Genomic DNA, 21,507 nt, shown 5'->3' on the forward strand with positions numbered 1-21,507 from the left:
TCACCACGACTGTGCTATAAAATAAGTATGTTGTAACTAAAGTGGTTAATATTATGGCGCGTTACGATCTCGTAGACCGACTCAACACTACCTTTCGCCAGATGGAACAAGAGCTGGCTGCATTTGCCGCTCATCTTGAGCAACACAAGCTATTGGTTGCCCGCGTGTTCTCTTTGCCGGAGGTAAAAAAAGAGGATGAGCATAATCCGCTTAATCGTATTGAGGTAAAACAACATCTCGGCAACGACGCGCAGTCGCTGGCGTTGCGTCATTTCCGCCATTTATTTATTCAACAACAGTCCGAAAATCGCAGCAGCAAGGCCGCTGTCCGTCTGCCTGGCGTGTTGTGTTACCAGGTCGATAACCTTTCGCAAGCAGCGTTGGTCAGTCATATTCAGCACATCAATAAACTCAAGACCACGTTCGAGCATATCGTCACGGTTGAATCAGAACTCCCCACCGCGGCACGTTTTGAATGGGTGCATCGTCATTTGCCGGGGCTGATCACCCTTAATGCTTACCGCACGCTCACCGTTCTGCACGACCCCGCCACTTTACGCTTTGGTTGGGCTAATAAACATATCATTAAGAATTTGCATCGTGATGAAGTCCTGGCACAGCTGGAAAAAAGCCTGAAATCACCACGCAGTGTCGCACCGTGGACGCGCGAGGAGTGGCAAAGAAAACTGGAGCGAGAGTATCAGGATATCGCTGCCCTGCCACAGAACGCGAAGTTAAAAATCAAACGTCCGGTGAAGGTGCAGCCGATTGCCCGCGTCTGGTACAAAGGAGATCAAAAACAAGTCCAACACGCCTGCCCTACACCGCTGATTGCACTGATTAATCGGGATAATGGCGCGCGCGTGCCGGACGTTGGTGAGTTGTTAAATTACGATGCCGACAATGTGCAGCACCGTTATAAACCACAGGCGCAGCCGCTTCGTTTGATCATTCCACGGCTGCACCTGTATGTTGCGGATTAACGCCCGGCTTTCATACTGCCGACCATCTGTTCTGGCCGTACCCAGCTATCAAACTCGGCTTCGCTAAGATACCCCAGCGCAAGGGCCGCAGCTTTTAAGGTCAGCCCTTCTTTATGCGCTTTTTTGGCGATCTCCGCGGCTTTGTCATAACCAATGTGGGTGTTAAGCGCAGTCACCAGCATCAGCGATTCATTGAGTAATTGATTGATTCGCTCACGATTCGGTTCAATACCCACTGCGCAGTGTTTGTTAAAACTTTCCATGCCATCTGCCAGCAAGCGCACCGATTGCAGGAAATTGTGGATCACCATTGGACGGAAGACGTTCAGTTCAAAGTTACCGGAAGCGCCCCCCATGTTGATCGCCACGTCGTTCCCCATCACCTGACAGCAGAGCATGGTTAATGCCTCACACTGTGTTGGATTCACTTTCCCCGGCATGATTGAGCTGCCCGGCTCATTTTCCGGGATTGAGATTTCACCAATTCCGCAGCGCGGGCCAGAGGCCAGCCAGCGGACATCATTGGCGATTTTCATCAGTGACGCAGCCAACCCTTTCAACGCGCCATGCGCCTGAACCAGGGCATCACAGGTCGCAAGCGCTTCAAATTTGTTCGGCGCGGTAACAAACGGTGCACAGGTAATGACTGCCAGTTCATCTGCTACGCGACGCGCATACTCCGGATGGGTATTTAGTCCAGTACCCACCGCTGTACCGCCAAGAGCCAGTTCCGCTACGTGAGGCAGGCTGTATTCGATATGTTTGAGATTATGCTCGAGCATCGCTACCCAGCCGGAAATCTCCTGCCCTAGTGTTAGCGGCGTGGCGTCCTGCAAGTGGGTTCGACCGATTTTGACGATATCGGCAAATGCACGCGATTTTTCACTCAGCGTCTGTGTCAGGGTTTTAAGCTGCGGAATGAGTTGCTTGCGCAGCGCCAGCAGCGCCGCAACGTGCATCGCCGTCGGAAAGACATCGTTGGAACTTTGGCTTTTGTTCACGTCGTCGTTAGGGTGAACTTTACGTTCCATCCCGCGCACGCCGCCGAGTAATTCACTGGCCCGGTTAGCCAGCACTTCGTTCATGTTCATGTTACTTTGCGTGCCGGAGCCGGTCTGCCAGATAGCCAGCGGGAATTCGTCGTCATGCTGTCCTGCCAGTACTTCATCCGCCGCCTGCCGAATGGCGCTCGCTTTCTCTTCAGACAACAAGCCTAAATCTTCATTAACTTTTGACGCTGCGCGCTTGGTTAGCGCCAGCGCATGAATCAGTGAGGTGGGCATTTTCTCCGTCGAAATGCGGAAATGCTCCAGCGAGCGTTGAGTTTGTGCGCCCCACAGCTTATCTGCCGGGACATCAATCGCCCCCATCGAATCTTTTTCGCTGCGTACTGTATTCATGGCCTGCACCTCACCTGTTTAATTTTTTCTTTCTGTTTTGCTTTCGTTAAGCAACTTTTAGCTCACTTATTATTTACTATTTGATAACAAATGTTTGGTCTTTCGTGCCATGTAAAAAAACCGCCCCGAAGGGCGGCTCTGTTTATTTCACACAGCGAGTGCACTGTGTGAGTTGTATCTGCTGGAAGAAGTCATTTCCTTTATCATCCACAAGGATAAACGCCGGGAAATCTTCCACTTCAATTTTCCAGATGGCTTCCATTCCCAGTTCCGGATATTCAACACATTCCAGGCTCTTAATACTTCCCTGCGCCAATACAGCGGCCGGACCACCGATACTGCCAAGGTAGAAGCCGCCGTGTTTTTTACAGGCATCCGTCACCTGCTGGCTGCGGTTGCCTTTCGCCAGCATGATCATACTTCCGCCCTGCGCTTGCAGTTGATCGACATAAGAATCCATCCGTCCGGCGGTCGTTGGGCCAAGAGAACCGGAGGCATAACCTTCCGGCGTTTTGGCCGGACCCGCGTAGTAAATCGGATGATCTTTAATGTACTGCGGCAGCCCTTCACCGTTATCCATCCGCTCTTTCAGTTTGGCGTGAGCAATATCACGACCGACGATAATCGTGCCGTTAAGCGATAAGCGTGTAGAAACGGGATACTGCGACAACTGTGCGAGGATCTCTTTCATCGGACGGTTAAGGTCAACGCGCACCGCTTCGCCTTCTCCCGCTTTACGCAGCTCTTCAGGGATATATTTACCTGGATTATGTTCCAGTTTTTCGATCCAGATCCCCTGACGGTTGATCTTCGCTTTGATATTACGGTCAGCAGAGCAGGAAACACCCATACCAACCGGACAGGATGCGCCGTGACGTGGCAGGCGAATCACGCGTATGTCGTGAGCGAAGTATTTACCACCAAACTGCGCACCCAGACCGAGATTTTGCGCTTCGATCAGCAATTCTTTTTCCAGTTCCACATCGCGGAATGCCTGACCGTGCTCATTCCCTTCCGTTGGCAGTTCGTCATAGTATTTAGCGGAAGCCAGTTTCACTGTTTTAAGGTTAGTTTCTGCAGAAGTTCCACCAATTACGAACGCAATATGATACGGAGGACAGGCCGCCGTACCCAGCGTGCGCATCTTCTCAACCAGGTAATTTTTCAGTTTCCCCGGCGTTAGTAACGCTTTGGTTTCCTGATAGAGATACGTCTTGTTTGCCGAACCACCACCTTTGGCGATACAGAGGAATTTGTACTCGTCGCCATCAACGGCATAAAGATCGATCTGCGCTGGCAGATTGGTGCCGGTATTCACCTCTTTATACATATCCAGCGGCGCGTTTTGCGAGTAGCGCAAATTATCTTCGATATAAGTGTTATAGACACCGCGCGCCAGCGCCGCTTCATCACAGCCACCGGTCCATACACGCTGCCCTTTTTTACCAACAATAATCGCAGTGCCGGTATCCTGACAGGTTGGCAGAACACCTTTCGCCGCGATGTCGGAGTTGCGCAGGAATTGCAGCGCCACATATTTATCATTTTCGCTGGCTTCCGGGTCACGCAGAATGTCGGCCACCTGTTGTTGGTGAGCCGGACGCAGCATAAATGACGCATCATGAAATGCCTGACGCGCCAACAGAGTTAACGCTTCGGGTGCGACTTTCAAAATCTCCTGCCCTTCAAATTCAGATACGCTAACGTGTTCGCTGGTTAGCAGGTAATACTCAGTATCATCTTTTTTGAGTGGAAAAGGAGCCTGATAATGAAAGGGTTTGTTTGACATTGTTCTCTCACTTACTGCCTGGTTTGGTTATGCTCTGGGCGGGTGTTCCGTTGCCCTGTTAAAAGCGAGTAACAATATCCTACACACTTTTTTAACAAAAACTGAGACTAGTACGACTTTTTGCGGCTCCAGGTTACTTCCCGTAGGATTCTTGCTTTAATAGCGGGATTAATTTCCACATTAAAACAGGGATTGATCATGCAAAAACTCATTAACTCAGTGCAAAACTATGCCTGGGGCAGCAAAACGGCGTTGACTGAACTTTATGGTATGGAAAATCCGTCCAGCCAGCCGATGGCCGAGCTGTGGATGGGCGCACATCCGAAAAGCAGTTCACGGGTGCAGAATGCCGCCGGAGATATCGTTTCACTGCGTGATGTGATTGAGAGTAATAAATCGACTCTGCTCGGAGAGGCCGTTGCCAAACGCTTTGGCGAACTGCCTTTCCTGTTCAAAGTATTATGCGCAGCACAGCCGCTCTCCATTCAGGTTCATCCAAACAAACGCAATTCTGAAATCGGTTTTGCCAAAGAAAATGCCGCAGGTATCCCGATGGATGCTGCCGAGCGTAACTATAAAGATCCTAACCACAAGCCGGAGCTGGTTTTTGCGCTGACGCCTTTCCTTGCGATGAACGCGTTTCGTGAGTTTTCCGAGATTGTCTCCCTACTCCAGCCAGTCGCAGGTGCACATCCGGCAATTGCTCACTTTTTACAACAGCCTAATGCCGAACGTTTAAGCGAACTGTTCGCCAGCCTGTTGAATATGCAGGGTGAAGAAAAATCCCGCGCGCTGGCGATTTTAAAATCGGCGCTCGACAGTCAGCAGGGTGAACCGTGGCAAACGATTCGTTTAATTTCTGAATTTTACCCGGAAGACAGCGGCCTGTTCTCCCCGCTGTTACTGAATGTGGTGAAATTGAATCCTGGCGAAGCGATGTTCCTGTTCGCTGAAACACCGCACGCTTACCTGCAAGGCGTGGCGCTGGAAGTGATGGCGAACTCCGATAACGTGCTGCGTGCGGGTCTGACGCCTAAGTACATTGATATTCCGGAACTGGTTGCCAATGTGAAATTCGAAGCCAAACCGGCTAACCAGTTGTTGACCCAGCCGGTGAAACAAGGTGCAGAACTGGACTTCCCGATTCCAGTGGATGATTTTGCCTTCTCGCTGCATGACCTTAGTGATAAAGAAACCACCATTAGCCAGCAGAGTGCCGCCATTTTGTTCTGCGTCGAAGGCGATGCAACGTTGTGGAAAGGTTCTCAGCAGTTACAGCTTAAACCGGGTGAATCAGCGTTTATTGCCGCCAACGAATCACCGGTGACTGTCAAAGGCCACGGCCGTTTAGCGCGTGTTTACAACAAGCTGTAAGAGCTTACTGAAAAAATTAACATCTCTTGCTAAGCTTATTAAAGGCTTATAACACCTTCAGGCGGCCAGTCCGCCTGATTTCATTTTATGGATAATCATTATGAATAAATCGCTGGTAGCGGTAGGCGTCATTGTTGCGCTAGGCGTAGTCTGGACAGGCGGCGCATGGTATACAGGCAAGAAGATTGAAACCCATCTCGAAGACATGGTCGCGCAGGCGAACGCGCAACTCAAACTGACCGCTCCTGAATCCAACCTGGAAGTGAGTTATCAAAACTATCATCGCGGCGTATTCAGCAGTCAGCTGCAACTGTTGGTGAAACCCATTGCCGGGAAAGAAAATCCGTGGATTAAAAGCGGTCAGAGCGTCATCTTCAACGAATCGGTTGATCATGGTCCCTTCCCGCTTGCCCAGCTTAAAAAACTGAACCTGATCCCGTCGATGGCATCAATTCAAACCACGCTGGTTAATAACGAAGTAAGCAAACCACTGTTTGATATGGCAAAAGGTGAAACGCCTTTTGAGATTAACTCGCGCATTGGTTACAGCGGTGATTCCAGTTCCGATATTTCGCTCAAGCCACTGAATTACGAGCAAAAGGATGAAAAAGTCGCCTTTAGCGGCGGCGAGTTCCAGTTAAATGCGGACAGAGACGGCAAAGCTATCTCCCTTTCCGGGGAGGCGCAAAGTGGTCGGATAGACGCAGTTAACGAATACAACCAGAAAGTGCAGTTGACCTTTAATAATCTGAAAACCGACGGTTCCAGCACGCTGGCAAGTTTTGGTGAGCGCGTAGGAAACCAAAAACTGTCACTGGAAAAAATGACCATTTCGGTGGAAGGCAAAGAACTGGCACTGCTGGAAGGCATGGAGATCAGCGGTAAATCGGATCTGGTCAATGATGGTAAAACGATCAATAGCCAACTGGATTACTCGCTAAACAGCCTGAAGGTACAGAATCAGGATCTGGGCAGCGGCAAGCTGACTTTAAAAGTCGGCCAGATTGATGGTGAAGCCTGGCATCAGTTTAGCCAGCAATATAACGCGCAAACTCAGGCGCTGCTGGCACAGCCAGAAATTGCCAACAATCCCGAACTTTATCAGGAGAAAGTGACGGAAGCCTTCTTTAGCGCCCTGCCGCTGATGTTGAAAGGCGATCCGGTGATTACTATCGCGCCGCTAAGCTGGAAAAACAGTCAGGGTGAAAGTGCGCTGAATCTGTCGCTGTTCCTGAAAGATCCGGCAACGACTAAAGAAGCGCCGCAAACGCTGGCGCAGGAAGTGGACCGCTCGGTTAAATCTCTGGATGCGAAACTGACCATTCCGGTGGATATGGCAACTGAGTTTATGACTCAGGTAGCGAAGCTGGAAGGTTATCAGGAAGATCAAGCGAAAAAACTGGCGAAACAGCAAGTTGAAGGTGCATCAGCAATGGGGCAGATGTTCCGTCTGACCACCTTGCAGGACAATACCATCACCACCAGCCTGCAATATGCTAACGGTCAGATAACGTTAAATGGGCAGAAAATGTCGTTAGAAGATTTTGTTGGCATGTTTGCGATGCCAGCTCTTAACGTTCCGGCTGTACCGGCAATTCCGCAGCAGTAATTCACGACCAAAACGCCGGAGAATTTTCACTCCGGCGTTTTCATCTGAAAACAAACCAGAGATTGCCTGATGCGCTACGCTTATCAGGCCTACCTTTACCTGCAACACTTTGAATTTATGAGTTTTTGTAGGCTGGATAAGGCGTTTACGCCGCATCCGGCATAAAAAACGCGCACTTTGTCAACAATCTGAAACGCCGGAGGTTTTTCTCTCCGGCGTTATTTCTTACTTCAGCATAAAGTCATACTGAATACTCATTTTCACATCCCAGTAATTCAGGCGATCGCCCAGCGTACTGCCATCGCGCTTTTCCCGCCCTTTATCGGCAGCAAGAAAGAAATTCATCCCTTGTAACGGCCCTTCGCTGACCCGATAGTTCATACCACCTAAGATACCCATGCCTTCAATCCGCACATCTCGTTTACTGGATTCATAGCCGCGAGTCACAATCGGTGCAAATGTCAGTGTAAATTGCGGCGTTAAACGATAGTTGACGCCCAATTGCCAGGACTGCATTCCTTCACGGTTACGATCAAGACTTAATGAAAAGGGATAGCCAATGTCGGTATCCACCACGGCACCATTCATTGCATGGCGCAAATAACCACCACTGCCAAATACGCTTCCCCACGGCGCATTCCAGGTCAATTGTCCACTAACCAACGCCGTTTCATTGGGCTGGCTGGTATTACGACTTAAACCTTCGAGCTGCGCGTAAAAGCCGAGCAACTCCCCTTTCAACGTATAATTCGGGTCGAGCGGTATGCTTTTCTCGAGAATACTTTGTATCTGATTGGAAACATCTTTCTGTACCGATGCCCCCAGAGAATAGCGACTGGTATCATCATGCCAACTGGCGGCTAAAAAAGAACGTGCGCGATGTTTATCGTATTTTCCCGTCTGGCTGTTATACACCCCTTCATCACGAATACCGGTTGTTGAATCAGTCCATAAAAATACTCGTGAACGCCACATTCCCCACAGATCAATATTTGGTGTTAAAGCCCAATAACCTAATGCTCCTTCAGAAACTGTCGGTAATGTACGTTGCGAACTGCCAGCCATTAACGGAATACGATAAGGTAAGCTACCATAACTATAATCCGTCCCGAAGCGACCTAATTTAAGCAGGCTATTTTCACTGGGTTTTATTTTTACTGCCCCCAGGGCAAAGCCAAAACTTTTATCACCATCAAGATACCACCGGGTACTCATATCAGCACGAGCACCTAATTTATAAACATAATACGCCCCGCCTTCAACGCCAATAATATTGGAATAATAACCACTATTGAAATCGAGCAATCCTCCCTGTACCCATGCGTAAATATCTCTTCCCGCGCCAGCACTGGGCTTATCCGCCCTGCGCAATTCGTTTTTCAGTCTGATGCGTAGTCCCGCTTCATCGTCAGCCAGTTGCGCCGCATAAGCAGAGGTAAGGCCAGAGGCAGCCGTCAGGCAAATAACGGCCATGGCCACTATTTTTCTCATAGTTGCACCTTTGATGTTCTGATTATTTTTATTGAATATTAATTAGTGATATCGCTGATTAATTGCTGCTGCACTTTTTTACGATTATCAATTTCAACCACGATTTCTTTGAATTTTTTATCCGTGAGCGGATAAAACCAGATAATAACGAATGCCAGTAGCATAAATCCGCAAGGTACTAAGGCAATTGATGTGCGGATGCCCATAATAACTTCCGGCGTTTGCACCTGATTGGCGATATATCCGCTTAATCCCAAAATAAAGGCAGGAATTGAACCTCCGATTGCCTGACCGCATTTACGGGTAAATGAGAATAGTGAATAGGTGAGCCCTTCAATTCGCACGCCGGTCAGGTATTCACCGTATTCTACGGTATCAGCTTCCAGTGCCCACATCACAGTCATAGTAACGCCCTGACCAATTGAAGCGATGGCCAACGCAACCAACGCCACCGGCAGTGACCAGACGGAAACCCAGAAGAATAGCAGATAACCGCAGGTTCCCAGCAAAGCGCCAATCAGGAAGGTATTCTTTTTACCGATCCTCGCGACCATCCCCGGCACCAGCGGTGCCGATGCCACAGTACCAACCAGGTTTTGCACCAGTACCAGCACAGTGAACAGCCCGGTATCATTTAACACATAGCGCACGTAGAACAACGACGAGGCGCTGACCGCGAAGGTCGAAATCAGCACACACAGCGCACCGATGCACAACATAAACAGCGGGCGATTCCGTTTCAGGGTTTGCAGACTGATCTTCAATGACGGCTGCGCCACGATACGTACCACATTCTCACGCGTCGATTTGAAGCAGATGAAGTAAAGCACCATTCCGGCAATCGCCAGCACAATCGTCCAGAAATGGTATACCGACACCATCTCTTCCGGGCTGGAGTTCTTAATGCTCGGTCCTATCAGAAATGCCAGGCAGACAAAGGTTAATGAAGCGGCAATCCCGCGAGCCGCGCCCAGACGGGCGCGGGATTGTGGTTGTTGGGTCATCGCGGTAGCAAGTGAACCATAAGGAATATTCACCAGGCTGTAGCAAAGCCCGAGGCCCATGTAGGTCAAATATGCATACACTACTTTGCTGCTATGGCTCCAGTCGGTCGGTACCCAGAATACCAGCACGCTGAAGATCATTAACGGCGCAGTACCGAAGAGTAAAAACGGGCGGAATTTTCCCCAGCGGGTATTCACACTGTCCACCACTCGTCCGGCAAAGACGTCGGCGAAGGCATCGAATACCCGCACCAGTAACAGCATGGTGCCCGCCGCAGCGGCACCGACGCCAGCGACGTCGGTGTAGTAACTCAATAGGAAGAGCGCCCCCATTGCGAAGGCGAAGTTATTGGCGACGTCACCGAGGCTGTAGCCGACGATGGTGCGCCAGGAGAGTTGTTGATTCATTGTTTGCCTCCCTGCTGCGGTTTTTCACCGAAGTTCATGCCAGTCCAGCGTTTTTGCAGCAGAAAAGCCGCCGACTTCGGTTTGCGGTCGCGAGTGAAGATCCCTTTCTTGTTACCGCCAACGCGCAATATGCCTTGCGAGGTCGCAAAATCGGCGAAATTCCATACCTGTTCACCGACGACGGCGCTGACGCGATCAAAGACGCGGTGATACATATCCAGCCATGCACACTGATACTCTTCACTCCACATGTCGGTGTACATTGAGTGCAGCCCGGCTAACGTATCCACGCCGTATTCGGTGATGATAATCGGCTGATGCAGTTTCTCCTGCCAGGCCAGAAGTTCTTTTTCCAGTACCTTCTCTGCCGTTTCCAAATCGCCGCTTTGGACATACCATCCGTAATAACGGTTCAGGCACAGCACATCAAAGAGATCGCTGATGGTATCGGTGTGAGCGTCGCAGAACATTACATTGACGCAGGTGATCGGACGCGTCGGGTCGAGTTTACGCGTTGCTTCCGCCAGTGGCGCGAAATATTCCCGTGCACCTTGCGGACGGGTATCCGGTTCGTTGGCAATACTCCACATCACCACGCTTGGGTGGTTTTTGTCACGCGCTATCAGCTCTTTAATCGCCTGTAAGTGCGCTTGCTGAGTTTCCCCGTTGACTGCCTCTTCGCTGTACAGTTCTTTCGGCTTGTTGCCCGCTTCGAAACCAATGCCTAAAGAGAGGTTAAAGCCGACAGCAGCAGTTTCATCAATCACCACGATGCCATGTTCATCTGCCCAGTCGAGCATCTCTTCAGCGTAAGGGTAATGCGAGGTACGGTAGGAGTTGGCCCCAATCCAGTCCATTAATGCGTGGTCGTGCACCATCAGCACGTTATCGAATCCTTTGCCACGCAAGTCCGCATCTTCATGACGACCAAAGCCAGTAAAGTAGAACGGTTTGTGGTTAATCAGGAACTGTTCGCCCTTCACTGCCACTGACCGGATGCCGACGCGAAGCGGGTAGATATCACACTCTGTCTGGCTTTTGGCTGTGACGCACAGTTCATAGAGATAACCTTCACCCGGTTGCCAGAGGTGCGGATTCACCACTTGCAAAGTCCCGCTAGTGCCTTGTCCAGTTGCAACCACCTGTTGATCCGCATCACGCAGTTCAACGCTGACATCACCATTGGCCACCACCTGCCAGTCAACAGACGCGTGGTTACAGTCTTGCGCGACATGCGTCACCACGGTGATATCGTCCACCCAGGTGTTCGGCGTGGTGTAGAGCATTACGCTGCGATGGATCCCGGCATAGTTAAAGAAATCATGGAAGTAAGACTGCTTTTTCTTGCCGTTTTCGTCGGTAATCACCATTCCCGGCGGGATAGTCTGCCAGTTCAGTTCGTTGTTCACACAAACGGTGATACGTACACTTTTCCCGGCAATAACATACGGCGTGACATCGGCTTCAAATGGCGTATAGCCGCCCTGATGCTCCATCACTTCCTGATTATTGACCCACACTTTGCCGTAATGAGTGACCGCATCGAAACGCAGCACGATACGCTGGCCTGCCCAACCTTTCGGTATAAAGACTTCGCGCTGATACCAGACGTTGCCCGCATAATTACGAATATCTGCATCGGCGAACTGATCGTTAAAACTGCCTGGCACAGCAATTGCCCGGCTTTCTTGTAACGCGCTTTCCCACCAACGCTGATCAATTCCACAGTTTTCGCGATCCAGACTGAATGCCCACAGGCCGTCGAGTTTTTTGATTTCACGGGTTGGGGTTTCTACAGGACGTAACATAAGGGACTCCTCATTAAGATAAAAATACTGGTCAACCTTTAATCTGATTAGTTAACCAATTCTGTGTTGCACACAGTTATCTGTGAGAAACCCATGGAAGAGAAATGGAAATAAAAAGAACTGACACCGCGATCAAAAAACCAAAAACTGCAATACCCACAGCGTGATATTGATCGCATTAATCTTTAAAACGGCGTTGACAGAAGCCATAAAATAAGCAACCGAACGTTCGTTCGAGTATATTGGGAACGATAAACTCTCATGACATATGGCTACGGTGAATATTTTTGGGGGGGAATTCTCCGATCCCGGCTAGATTGTATTTTGTACAGGGAAATTAAAGTATGAAACGCGGGCACAGTTATCACCAGCCCGCGAAATGAGAGGATCAGGATGCGGTTAAGATACCGCCAATCATCGCGCGTAATCCCTGAGCAAACGACGCTTCACGCGCCAGATCTTCCGCTTCGATATCGGCCAGTACACCGTAGGTCAGATCCAGCAGTAAACGTGAAGTCATTGACGTGTTGATGTCTGGGCTTATCTCGCCTTTTTGCTGGGCATCACGCATCCGCTGGGCAACAAATTCAGTGATCGTCATATGCTTATTTTTAAGCATGGCGGCGACCTGTGGGTTACGCATCCCTTCCGCCATAATTTCGACCACCAGCGCCCGTTGCCCAAAGGCTTCATGGGTGAGAGAGACAATAGACTCGACCATATAGTCAACAAAATGAATCCCTTCAATCGGTTCCCGGAAACGGGCCAGCGCCCTCTCCTGGTCCTGTAAGATAATCGCCTGAATCAAGGCTTCTTTGGAGATGAAATGGTGATAGAGCGTCCCGGGACTAATGGCGCAGGATTTACAGATGGCTTTCATCGAGGCACTGTGAAATCCATTTTCTGAAAAAATCTCTCTGGCAGCATTGAGGATCCGGGTCCGTGTCGGTTGTGCTTCAGTCTGCATGTTATCCATCATTAAACCATTATAGTTAGCGTGAATAACTAGTTTACCGCGTTGTCAGGTGAGCGCCTATCATTGCTGTTGAATAGTGCGAAGGCACACTCTATTCGTATGCTTTTCATCCAGCTATTGGTTAACCAATAGCCGTGATTTGGCTGCCAGTTGTTTAGCAGAGACGTTGATGAATTGCACACGCTATCCCGGTAAACAACACATACGGCTGTTTACCGGTTCGTTAGTGTATTAATTGAGCTCCTGTACCCCACCACCGGAGACGGTGAGAATTTGTCCGCTTACCCAGCTGGCTGCAGGCGAGCAAAGGAACAGCGCCGCGTTAGCAATATCTTGCGGTTGGCCCAGACGTCTGATCGGCGTGTGCTGTAACATTTTTTGTTCAATTTCTGGTGTAATAACGGATTTCAGGGCATCGGTTAATATTGCCCCCGGCGCAATGCCATTCACCCGAATATTTTTTTCACCCAGGTCAAATGCCATATTTCTGACCAGATGACTGGCCGCAGCTTTAGATGATGCATAGGAAGTCATGTTTATATTTTTATTTTCTGCCGCCATAGAAGTGATGGTCAGAATAACGCCACCGCCATTTTTTTCCATTTCTGGCGCAACAAGTTGTGACAGATGGAAAAAAGAAAACACATTCAGTTCATAAGCACGGCGAAAATCTGCCATTGGCATATCAAACGGTTTAGGACCACCGCCACCGGCGTTGTTAACCAGGATATCAACTTTACCCAGCTTACTGACGGCAAAGTCTGCCAGTGCAGAGAGTTCCTGTTCGGAAGTAATATCACAACGGCAGGCAAATGCCTGACCACCCAGTTGTTGAATTTCGTCTACAACATGGTTAGCTGCGTCGGCGTTAATATCACTGACCACCACAGATGCGCCAGCTGTCGCGAATGTAATGGCGATTTCTTTACCAATACCTGCACCCGCACCTGTGATGATGGCGCATTTTCCGTCGAGTCTCAGGTTGTCAGAATTAAACACATAAACCTCCTGTGAACTTCAGTAAAAATAAAAGGCACCGCCTGTGTGCCACATTTTTTATCATTAACCTTGAGGAAAGGACACTACCAGGTATAGCAGATAAAGAGAGGATTATTTCGCCGCAATGAGCCGGGCGGGAATAATAAGATTGCGTGAATGCGTCTCTTCATGGGTGATTTTTTGCATCATGCGATCCGCAAGTGTGGTACCAAGTTCCCGCGCAGGCGTGCTGGCCCAGGTAACGGGTATATCATCAAGTGTGGTTGGTGTCGCATCGGTAAATGCCGCCAGCGAAACTTGTTGCTCAAAGTAACGATCGACTCCGCTTTCCCCGCTTTGCCGCCCTGCTTTGAGCAAACCAAACCATGCCCCCATCGCAATAGTTTCGTTATAGCAAACCACAGCACTGATGGTCGGGTTATGACGTAAAAGCGCCGTGATAGCTTCCGCGGCTTGCTTCTGGCTGGATGTGCACTCCAGCACCCAATCGCTGTGAAACGGCAGGCCAAATTTTAGTAGAGTTGCACAATAGCCCCCCACCCGTTCTGCACGGGTTAATGAGGAACTTTGCCCTCCCAGCCAGGCGATCCGCTGATGCCCATTGCGAATGAGATGCTCCGTCAACAACTGTGCAGCCTGCATGTTGTCCGGGCGAACCGTATCAACATCATCAAGATAACTGGCACGGGAAGCGAAAATCACCGGGATAGCTTTTTCTTCTGCCATCCGTCGCAGGTCATCGCTGCTTCCTGCAGCCCCGGCAATTACCACACCATCCACACCCTGATTCAGTAACAGTGAAAACCGCTGTGCCAGCTGCTCGCCGTCTTTACCGCCGTGAAGCAAAAAAACCATCCGTCCCTGCGCTTCCAGAGCTTCCGTCAATCCGGCCGTCAATTCGGCGTAAAACGGCGCAGATAAATCACGGACGATCAAACCAATGACGCCGCTTTGCCCGCCGCGCAGCGCCGACGCCTGGCGATTGCGCACAAATCCCAGCTCTTCAATGGCGGCGTTAACGCGTTCTCCTGTGGCGGTAGAGATTCGCCCTTTGCCACTAAGCACCAGCGAAACGGTACTTACCGACACGCCCGCAGCCAGCGCAACATCATGAATGGTTATTTTTTTGGCGGTAGCCATGCAGATGACCTACTCCCTGATTATGTGACAGATAAAACGTTTTACCTTTTATTTATCTTATACCCGCTATTATCGTTGCGTAATGTGATTTATGCCTCACTAAAATTTGATAAAACGTTTTATCTTCTCGCGCAATTTACTGAATCCAGATTGTTCTCTACGAGGAGTCGTTTTATGACGGCGAAAACAGCACCGAAAGTCACGCTGTGGGAGTTCTTCCAGCAGTTAGGCAAAACCTTCATGTTACCCGTGGCATTATTGTCGTTCTGCGGCATTATGCTCGGCATTGGTAGTTCTCTTAGCAGCCATGATGTCATAACCCTGATCCCGGTCCTGGGCAACCCCGTGTTGCAGGCTATCTTTACCTGGATGAGTAAGATTGGCTCGTTTGCTTTTAGTTTCCTGCCTGCCATGTTCTGTATCGCCATCCCGCTGGGCCTGGCACGCGAAAATAAAGGCGTAGCGGCATTCGCTGGCTTCGTCGGTTATGCGGTAATGAACCTCGCGGTAAACTTCTGGTTGACCAATAAAGGCATTCTGCCAACCACGGATGCCGCGGTTCTGAAAGCCAATAACATCCAGAGCATTCTTGGGATCCAGTCGATCGATACCGGGATCCTCGGTGCGGTGATCGCCGGTATTATCGTCTGGATGCTGCATGAGCGTTTCCATAATATCCGCCTGCCGGATGCGCTGGCATTCTTCGGCGGTACGCGCTTCGTACCAATTATCTCCTCGCTGGTGATGGGCCTTGTCGGCCTGGTGATTCCATTAGTCTGGCCGATTTTCGCCATGGGTATTAGCGGCTTGGGCCATATGATAAACAGCGCGGGTGATTTCGGACCGATGCTGTTTGGTACCGGTGAACGTCTGCTGTTGCCGTTTGGTCTGCATCACATTCTGGTAGCATTAATTCGCTTTACCGACGCAGGCGGCACGCAGGAAGTCTGCGGTCAAACCGTCAGCGGCGCACTGACCATCTTCCAGGCGCAATTGAGTTGCCCGACCACTCACGGTTTTTCTGAAAGCGCCACGCGTTTCCTTTCGCAAGGTAAAATGCCTGCGTTTCTCGGCGGTCTGCCGGGTGCAGCGTTAGCTATGTATCACTGCGCGCGCCCGGAAAATCGCCATAAAATTAAAGGTCTGCTGATTTCTGGCCTGATCGCCTGCGTCGTTGGCGGCACTACCGAACCGCTGGAATTCCTGTTCCTGTTCGTAGCGCCAGTTCTGTATGTCATCCACGCGCTGTTAACCGGCCTCGGCTTCACCGTCATGTCTGTGCTCGGCGTCACCATCGGTAATACCGACGGCAATATCATCGACTTCGTGGTGTTCGGTATTTTGCATGGTCTGTCAACCAAGTGGTACATGGTGCCAGTGGTGGCGGCAATCTGGTTTGTCGTTTACTACGTCATCTTCCGTTTCGCTATCACCCGCTTCAATCTGAAAACCCCGGGGCGCGATAGCGAAGTTGCCAGCTCAATCGAAAAAGCCGTTGCCGGTGCGCCGGGTAAATCAGGTTACAACGTTCCTGCAATCCTCGAAGCATTAGGCGGTGCCGACAATATTGTCAGCCTCGATAACTGCATTACCCGTCTGCGTTTGTCTGTGAAAGATATGTCGCTTGTTAATGTGCAGGCACTGAAGGACAATCGGGCAATTGGCGTAGTAGAACTTAATCAACATAACCTGCAGGTTGTTATCGGGCCACAAGTTCAGTCAGTAAAAGATGAAATGGCCGGTCTGATGCATACTGTCCAGGCATAAGGATAAGATATGTTCGATTTTTCAAAGGTCGTGGATCGTCATGGCACATGGTGTACACAGTGGGATTATGTCGCTGACCGTTTCGGCACTGCTGACCTGTTACCGTTCACGATTTCAGACATGGATTTTGCCACTGCCCCCTGCATTATCGAGGCGCTGAATCAGCGCCTGATGCACGGCGTATTTGGCTACAGCCGCTGGAAAAACGATGAGTTTCTCGCGGCTATTGCCCACTGGTTTTCCACCCAGCATTACACCGCAATTGATACGCAGACGGTGGTGTATGGCCCTTCTGTCATCTATATGGTTTCAGAACTGATTCGTCAGTGGTCTGAAACAGGTGAAGGCGTGGTGATCCACACGCCCGCCTATGACGCATTTTACAAGGCCATTGAAGGTAACCAGCGCACAGTAATGCCCGTTGCTTTAGAGAAGCAGGCTGACGACTGGTTTTGCGATATGGGCAAGCTGGAAGCCGTGTTGGCGAAACCAGAATGTAAAATTATGCTCCTGTGTAGCCCACAGAATCCTACCGGGAAAGTGTGGACGTGCGATGAGCTGGAGATCATGGCTGACCTGTGCGAGCGTCATGGTGTGCGGGTTATTTCCGATGAAATCCATATGGATATGGTCTGGGGCGAGCAGCCGCATATTCCCTGGAGTAATGTGGCGCGGGGAGACTGGGCGTTGCTGACGTCGGGCTCGAAAAGTTTCAATATTCCCGCGCTGACCGGTGCTTACGGGATTATAGAAAATAGCAGCAGCCGTGATGCCTATTTATCGGCACTGAAAGGACGTGATGGGCTTTCTTCCCCTTCGGTACTGGCGTTAACTGCCCATATCGCCGCCTATCAGCAAGGTGCACCGTGGCTGGATGCCTTACGCGTCTATCTGAAAGATAACCTGACGTATATCTCAGATAAAATGAACGCCGCGTTTCCTGAACTCAACTGGCAGATCCCGCAATCCACTTATCTGGCCTGGCTTGATCTACGTCCGTTGAATATTGACGACAACGCGTTGCAAAAAGCGCTTATCGAGCAAGAAAAAGTCGCGATCATGCCGGGGTATACCTATGGTGAAGAAGGTCGTGGTTTTGTCCGTCTCAATGCCGGCTGCCCACGTTCGAAACTGGAAAAAGGTGTGGCTGGATTAATAAACGCCATCCGCGCTGTTCGCTAACCCCAATTGCGCAACGTAAAAAATCGTTGCGCAATCGTGGATTTTTACCCTGCTTTGTTTTTATAATGGTGCGCACTTTTATATTCAGAAAAAGAGTGCGACCATGATTGATACCACCCTGCCATTAACTGATATCCATCGCCACCTTGATGGCAACATTCGTCCCCAGACCATTCTTGAACTTGGCCGCCAGTATAATATCTCGCTTCCTGCACAATCCCTGGAAACACTGATTCCCCACGTTCAGGTCATTGCCAACGAACCCGATCTGGTGAGCTTTCTGACCAAACTTGACTGGGGCGTTAAAGTTCTCGCCTCTCTTGATGCCTGTCGCCGCGTGGCATTTGAAAACATTGAAGATGCAGCCCGTCACGGCCTGCACTATGTCGAGCTGCGTTTTTCACCAGGCTACATGGCAATGGCACATCAGCTGCCTGTAGCGGGTGTTGTCGAAGCGGTGATCGATGGCGTACGTGAAGGTTGCCGCACCTTTGGTGTGCAGGCGAAGCTTATCGGCATTATGAGCCGGACCTTCGGCGAAGCCGCCTGTCAGCAAGAGCTGGAGGCCTTTTTAGCCCACCGTGACCAGATTACCGCACTTGATTTAGCCGGTGATGAACTTGGTTTCCCGGGAAGTCTGTTCCTTTCTCACTTCAACCGCGCGCGTGATGCGGGCTGGCATATTACCGTCCATGCAGGCGAAGCTGCCGGGCCGGAAAGCATCTGGCAGGCGATTCGTGAACTGGGTGCGGAGCGTATTGGACATGGCGTAAAAGCCATTGAAGATCGGGCGCTGATGGATTTTCTCGCCGAGCAACAAATTGGTATTGAATCCTGTCTGACCTCCAATATTCAGACCAGCACCGTAGCAGAGCTGGCTGCACATCCGCTGAAAACGTTCCTTGAGCATGGCATTCGTGCCAGCATTAACACTGACGATCCCGGCGTACAGGGAGTGGATATCATTCACGAATATACCGTTGCCGCGCCAGCTGCTGGGTTATCCCGCGAGCAAATCCGCCAGGCACAGATTAATGGTCTGGAAATGGCTTTCCTCAGCGCTGAGGAAAAACGCGCACTGCGAGAAAAAGTCGCCGCGAAGTAACAAAATGGATGGTGCAAATTGCACCATCCATTTTTCATGCAAGGCACAAAGTCGCGCGATGTTTGGCGGATTCGATGCCCAGCTCAATCAACTCCATTACCTGGATTGCCTGGCTTGCCGGAACCGGATTTTCACCATCGCCATTTAACGCATCACGAATAGCCGCATAGTAAGCCGGATAATTCCCAGGCACCGTCAACAGCGTTTCTTCGACACGTTCCTCACCTTCCACGCGGGTAAGTACGCCATCACGCATATCGTAGCCCCAGTCTTCCTGCGGTAGACGCTCGCCATTTTTCAGACGTTCTTCCTGTGGATCGAGGCCATATTTCACATAACTGCCTCGGGATCCATGCACGATATACCGTGCTGACTCAGCGGCTGCCAGCATGGTACCGTGTAAAATGACTCGCCGCTGTGGATAGGACAAGATGGCGTGGAAATAATCGGTCGACTGCGCTCCGGGCCGTAACTGTGCCAAATCTACCGTCATGCTGACCGGTAAACCAAAAAGCGTAATGGCCTGATCAAGAAGATGTGGTGCTAAATCGTACCAGATACCGCTGCCTGGGCCGCCCTGTTCACGCCAACGATCGCGCACCTGCGGACGGAAGCGGTCAAAATGAGACTCAAAGTAAGCAACTTCACCCAGCACGCCTTCCGCGAGTAAACCTTTTAGCGTCAAGAAATCGCTATCCCAGCGACGGTTATGGAATACAGACAGCACACGCCCCAGGCTTTTTGCCAGCGCATCCAGCTCTCGCGCTTGTGACAGTGTCACGGTAAAGGGTTTATCAACGACCACATGTTTACCCGCCTCAAGCGCCGCTTTGGCTAACGGGAAATGGGTATCGTTGGGTGTAGGAATGACAATCAGGTCTATGTTGGGATCGTTAAACAGATGCTTCGGCTCAGAGACAACCGTAACCGTTGGCCACTCGGCTTTTACTTTTGTTTCATCACTGCTGGAGATTACCGCCAGTTCCAGCCCGGGCGTGCCCGCAATCAGGGGCGCATGGAAGGTTTTGCTCGCATAACCATACCCAATCAACCCAACACGGATGTTGTCGCTCATGTCATTGCCTCTCATTGAAGTATGATGGCTATTTGACACTATCCTTTACCCACGCTCAACAGTTTAATAACCTGCCAGCAATAAGGGATGTTGTTTAACTTAAGTCAAAAAAATAGCGAATTTTCCAACGACAAAAGCTAAATATCGCAAAAACCTCAGTAAAAATCTTGCTGGAGCTATTATTGCTAAGTAACATTTACCCCCTGAAGTTAATGGATCAATCAAGAGAGATGTGGGCTGTAATGAATCGTCTTATTGAATTAACAGGTTGGATCGTTCTTGTCGTTTCAGTCATTCTTCTTGGCGTGGCGAGTCACATTGACAACTATCAGCCACCTGAACAGAGTGCTTCGGTACAACACAAGTAAGCTCTGCACTTGTGGAGCGACATGCTGCCCGTCCGGGTGCATGTTTTCACTTGTCGGATATTAAACCAGGAATTTATTATCTTGTTCGATGTTGTTGGTGATTGTCAGGGATAGTAAAGCGCGTTACTCTTTTCAGAGCAGTTTTTCATCCCTGAATATTTGCCATCAGCGCATTCTTATTATTGTAATAACACAAGCGTTCACTTTTGGTGAAATTTTATCATCACTAATAATACCTACCCCTTTGGTATTAATTATTTTATGGACCTTTTATGACTGTTCAGGACTACTTATTAAAATTTCGCAAAATCAGTTCACTCGAAAGTCTGGAAAAACTCTACGACCATCTTAATTACACCCTGACGGACGATCAGGAACTGATCAATATGTATCGTGCTGCCGATCACCGTCGCGCAGAGCTGGTTTCTGGCGGGCGTTTGTTTGACCTCGGCCAGGTACCGAAGTCCGTCTGGCACTATGTCCAATAAAGAAAGTAGCGATCGGTTATAAAAGCCTTATAATAACGCCCCTAAAATTAGATTTGCCTGTTTGCGTCGCTATTCTGGAGAACCTATGACCACCACAACGCCACAACGTATTGGAGGCTGGTTGCTTGGCCCGTTGGCCTGGCTTTTAGTCGCTCTGTTGAGTACGACGCTGGCGTTGTTGCTGTATACCGCTGCGTTATCTTCTCCGCAAACATTTCAAACGCTCGGCGGACAAGCACTGACGACACAAATCTTATGGGGCGTTTCTTTTATTACCGCTATCGCCATGTGGTATTACACACTGTGGTTGACCATCGCTTTCTTTAAACGTCGGCGTTGTGTTCCTAAACACTATATTATCTGGCTGCTTATTTCCGTATTGCTGGCAGTAAAAGCATTCGCTTTTTCACCCGTGGAAGATGGCATAGCCGTTCGCCAGTTGCTGTTTACTTTGTTGGCAACCGCATTGATCGTCCCCTATTTCAAACGCTCGTCGCGGGTAAAAGCGACGTTTGTGAATCCGTAATAACCTTACAGTTAA

General features: G+C 50.0%; 18 protein-coding genes. 9 read left to right on the forward strand and 9 right to left on the reverse strand.

The annotated features are described in order from the left end of the window. Nucleotides 1-53 precede the first annotated feature (53 nt). The gene (gene tus, locus E0D98_RS02790; RefSeq protein WP_000135179.1) at nucleotides 54-983 is read left to right on the forward strand and encodes a DNA replication terminus site-binding protein; all 930 of its coding nucleotides are present in this window, start codon (nucleotides 54-56) and stop codon (nucleotides 981-983) included. Here tus and fumC read toward each other — a convergent pair. Together fumC and fumB are read right to left on the reverse strand one after the other, a co-directional pair. After that, the gene (fumC, locus tag E0D98_RS02795) at nucleotides 980-2,383 is read right to left on the reverse strand and encodes a class II fumarate hydratase (protein ID WP_001099124.1); all 1,404 of its coding nucleotides are present in this window, start codon (nucleotides 2,381-2,383) and stop codon (nucleotides 980-982) included. The genes tus and fumC overlap by 4 nt on opposite strands. Nucleotides 2,384-2,525: 142 nt before the next feature. Further along, a complete protein-coding gene (gene fumB, locus E0D98_RS02800; protein WP_000066628.1) occupies nucleotides 2,526-4,172 on the reverse strand; it encodes a class I fumarate hydratase in 1,647 nt (548 codons plus the stop codon). A 198-nt stretch (nucleotides 4,173-4,370) separates the two neighbouring features. Here fumB and manA point away from each other — a divergent pair, with 198 nt between their 5' ends. Together manA and E0D98_RS02810 are read left to right on the forward strand one after the other, a co-directional pair. Continuing rightward, entirely contained in the window at nucleotides 4,371-5,546 is a 1,176-nt protein-coding gene (manA, locus tag E0D98_RS02805) for a mannose-6-phosphate isomerase (RefSeq protein ID WP_001170701.1), read from the forward strand. Nucleotides 5,547-5,646: 100 nt separating this feature from the next. Then, nucleotides 5,647-7,155: a YdgA family protein gene (locus E0D98_RS02810; RefSeq protein ID WP_001043339.1), complete on the forward strand. Its 1,509-nt coding sequence runs from the start codon at nucleotides 5,647-5,649 to the stop codon at nucleotides 7,153-7,155. A gap of 225 nt (nucleotides 7,156-7,380) precedes the next feature. On the opposite strand, the gene uidC is transcribed toward E0D98_RS02810, so the two are convergent. From uidC to malI, 6 genes are all read right to left on the reverse strand, one after another. Continuing rightward, nucleotides 7,381-8,646: a glucuronide uptake porin UidC gene (gene uidC, locus E0D98_RS02815; RefSeq protein ID WP_001227018.1), complete on the reverse strand. Its 1,266-nt coding sequence runs from the start codon at nucleotides 8,644-8,646 to the stop codon at nucleotides 7,381-7,383. 38 nt (nucleotides 8,647-8,684) lie between these two features. Further along, nucleotides 8,685-10,058 carry a glucuronide transporter gene (gene uidB, locus E0D98_RS02820; protein ID WP_001075893.1) on the reverse strand — a complete coding sequence of 458 codons (1,374 nt, stop codon included), beginning with the start codon at nucleotides 10,056-10,058 and terminating at the stop codon, nucleotides 8,685-8,687. Next, entirely contained in the window at nucleotides 10,055-11,866 is a 1,812-nt protein-coding gene (uidA, locus tag E0D98_RS02825; RefSeq protein WP_000945878.1) for a beta-glucuronidase, read from the reverse strand. Before uidA ends, uidB begins: the two co-directional genes overlap by 4 nt. 388 nt (nucleotides 11,867-12,254) lie before the next feature. Further along, a complete protein-coding gene (uidR, locus tag E0D98_RS02830; protein ID WP_000969095.1) occupies nucleotides 12,255-12,845 on the reverse strand; it encodes a DNA-binding transcriptional regulator UidR in 591 nt (196 codons plus the stop codon). A gap of 228 nt (nucleotides 12,846-13,073) precedes the next feature. Next, nucleotides 13,074-13,841, reverse strand: a complete 768-nt coding sequence (gene hdhA, locus E0D98_RS02835) for a 7-alpha-hydroxysteroid dehydrogenase (RefSeq protein WP_000483362.1) — start codon at nucleotides 13,839-13,841, stop codon at nucleotides 13,074-13,076. A 111-nt stretch (nucleotides 13,842-13,952) separates the two neighbouring features. Then, nucleotides 13,953-14,981 carry a mal regulon transcriptional regulator MalI gene (malI, locus tag E0D98_RS02840; protein WP_000179513.1) on the reverse strand — a complete coding sequence of 343 codons (1,029 nt, stop codon included), beginning with the start codon at nucleotides 14,979-14,981 and terminating at the stop codon, nucleotides 13,953-13,955. 174 nt (nucleotides 14,982-15,155) lie between these two features. Here malI and malX point away from each other — a divergent pair, with 174 nt between their 5' ends. The 3 genes from malX to add all read left to right on the forward strand — a co-directional run bounded on the left by malX (nucleotide 15,156) and on the right by add (nucleotide 19,035). Next, on the forward strand, nucleotides 15,156-16,748 hold the full coding sequence (malX, locus tag E0D98_RS02845; protein ID WP_050877206.1) for a PTS maltose transporter subunit IICB: 1,593 nt from the start codon (nucleotides 15,156-15,158) through the stop codon (nucleotides 16,746-16,748). Between the two features lie 9 nt (nucleotides 16,749-16,757). Then, nucleotides 16,758-17,930 carry a bifunctional maltose regulon transcriptional repressor/cystathionine beta-lyase MalY gene (gene malY, locus E0D98_RS02850; RefSeq protein ID WP_000459406.1) on the forward strand — a complete coding sequence of 391 codons (1,173 nt, stop codon included), beginning with the start codon at nucleotides 16,758-16,760 and terminating at the stop codon, nucleotides 17,928-17,930. A gap of 103 nt (nucleotides 17,931-18,033) precedes the next feature. After that, nucleotides 18,034-19,035, forward strand: coding sequence for an adenosine deaminase (add, locus tag E0D98_RS02855; RefSeq protein ID WP_000567490.1), 1,002 nt, complete (start codon nucleotides 18,034-18,036; stop codon nucleotides 19,033-19,035). 34 nt (nucleotides 19,036-19,069) lie between these two features. Here add and E0D98_RS02860 read toward each other — a convergent pair whose 3' ends face one another. Continuing rightward, the gene (locus tag E0D98_RS02860; RefSeq protein ID WP_131890486.1) at nucleotides 19,070-20,110 is read right to left on the reverse strand and encodes an oxidoreductase; all 1,041 of its coding nucleotides are present in this window, start codon (nucleotides 20,108-20,110) and stop codon (nucleotides 19,070-19,072) included. A 242-nt stretch (nucleotides 20,111-20,352) separates the two neighbouring features. On the opposite strand from E0D98_RS02860, the gene blr reads away from it, so the two are divergent. From blr to E0D98_RS02875, 3 genes are all read left to right on the forward strand, one after another. Beyond that, on the forward strand, nucleotides 20,353-20,478 hold the full coding sequence (blr, locus tag E0D98_RS02865; RefSeq protein WP_001300888.1) for a division septum protein Blr: 126 nt from the start codon (nucleotides 20,353-20,355) through the stop codon (nucleotides 20,476-20,478). A gap of 272 nt (nucleotides 20,479-20,750) precedes the next feature. Beyond that, a complete protein-coding gene (gene ydgT, locus E0D98_RS02870; protein WP_000217950.1) occupies nucleotides 20,751-20,966 on the forward strand; it encodes a transcription modulator YdgT in 216 nt (71 codons plus the stop codon). 85 nt (nucleotides 20,967-21,051) lie between these two features. Then, a complete protein-coding gene (locus tag E0D98_RS02875; RefSeq protein WP_000214176.1) occupies nucleotides 21,052-21,492 on the forward strand; it encodes a DUF2569 domain-containing protein in 441 nt (146 codons plus the stop codon). Nucleotides 21,493-21,507: the final 15 nt, after the last annotated feature.

This window comes from Escherichia sp. KCJ4928 (genome assembly GCF_004352695.1).
Taxonomy (GTDB): domain Bacteria; phylum Pseudomonadota; class Gammaproteobacteria; order Enterobacterales; family Enterobacteriaceae; genus ECMA0423.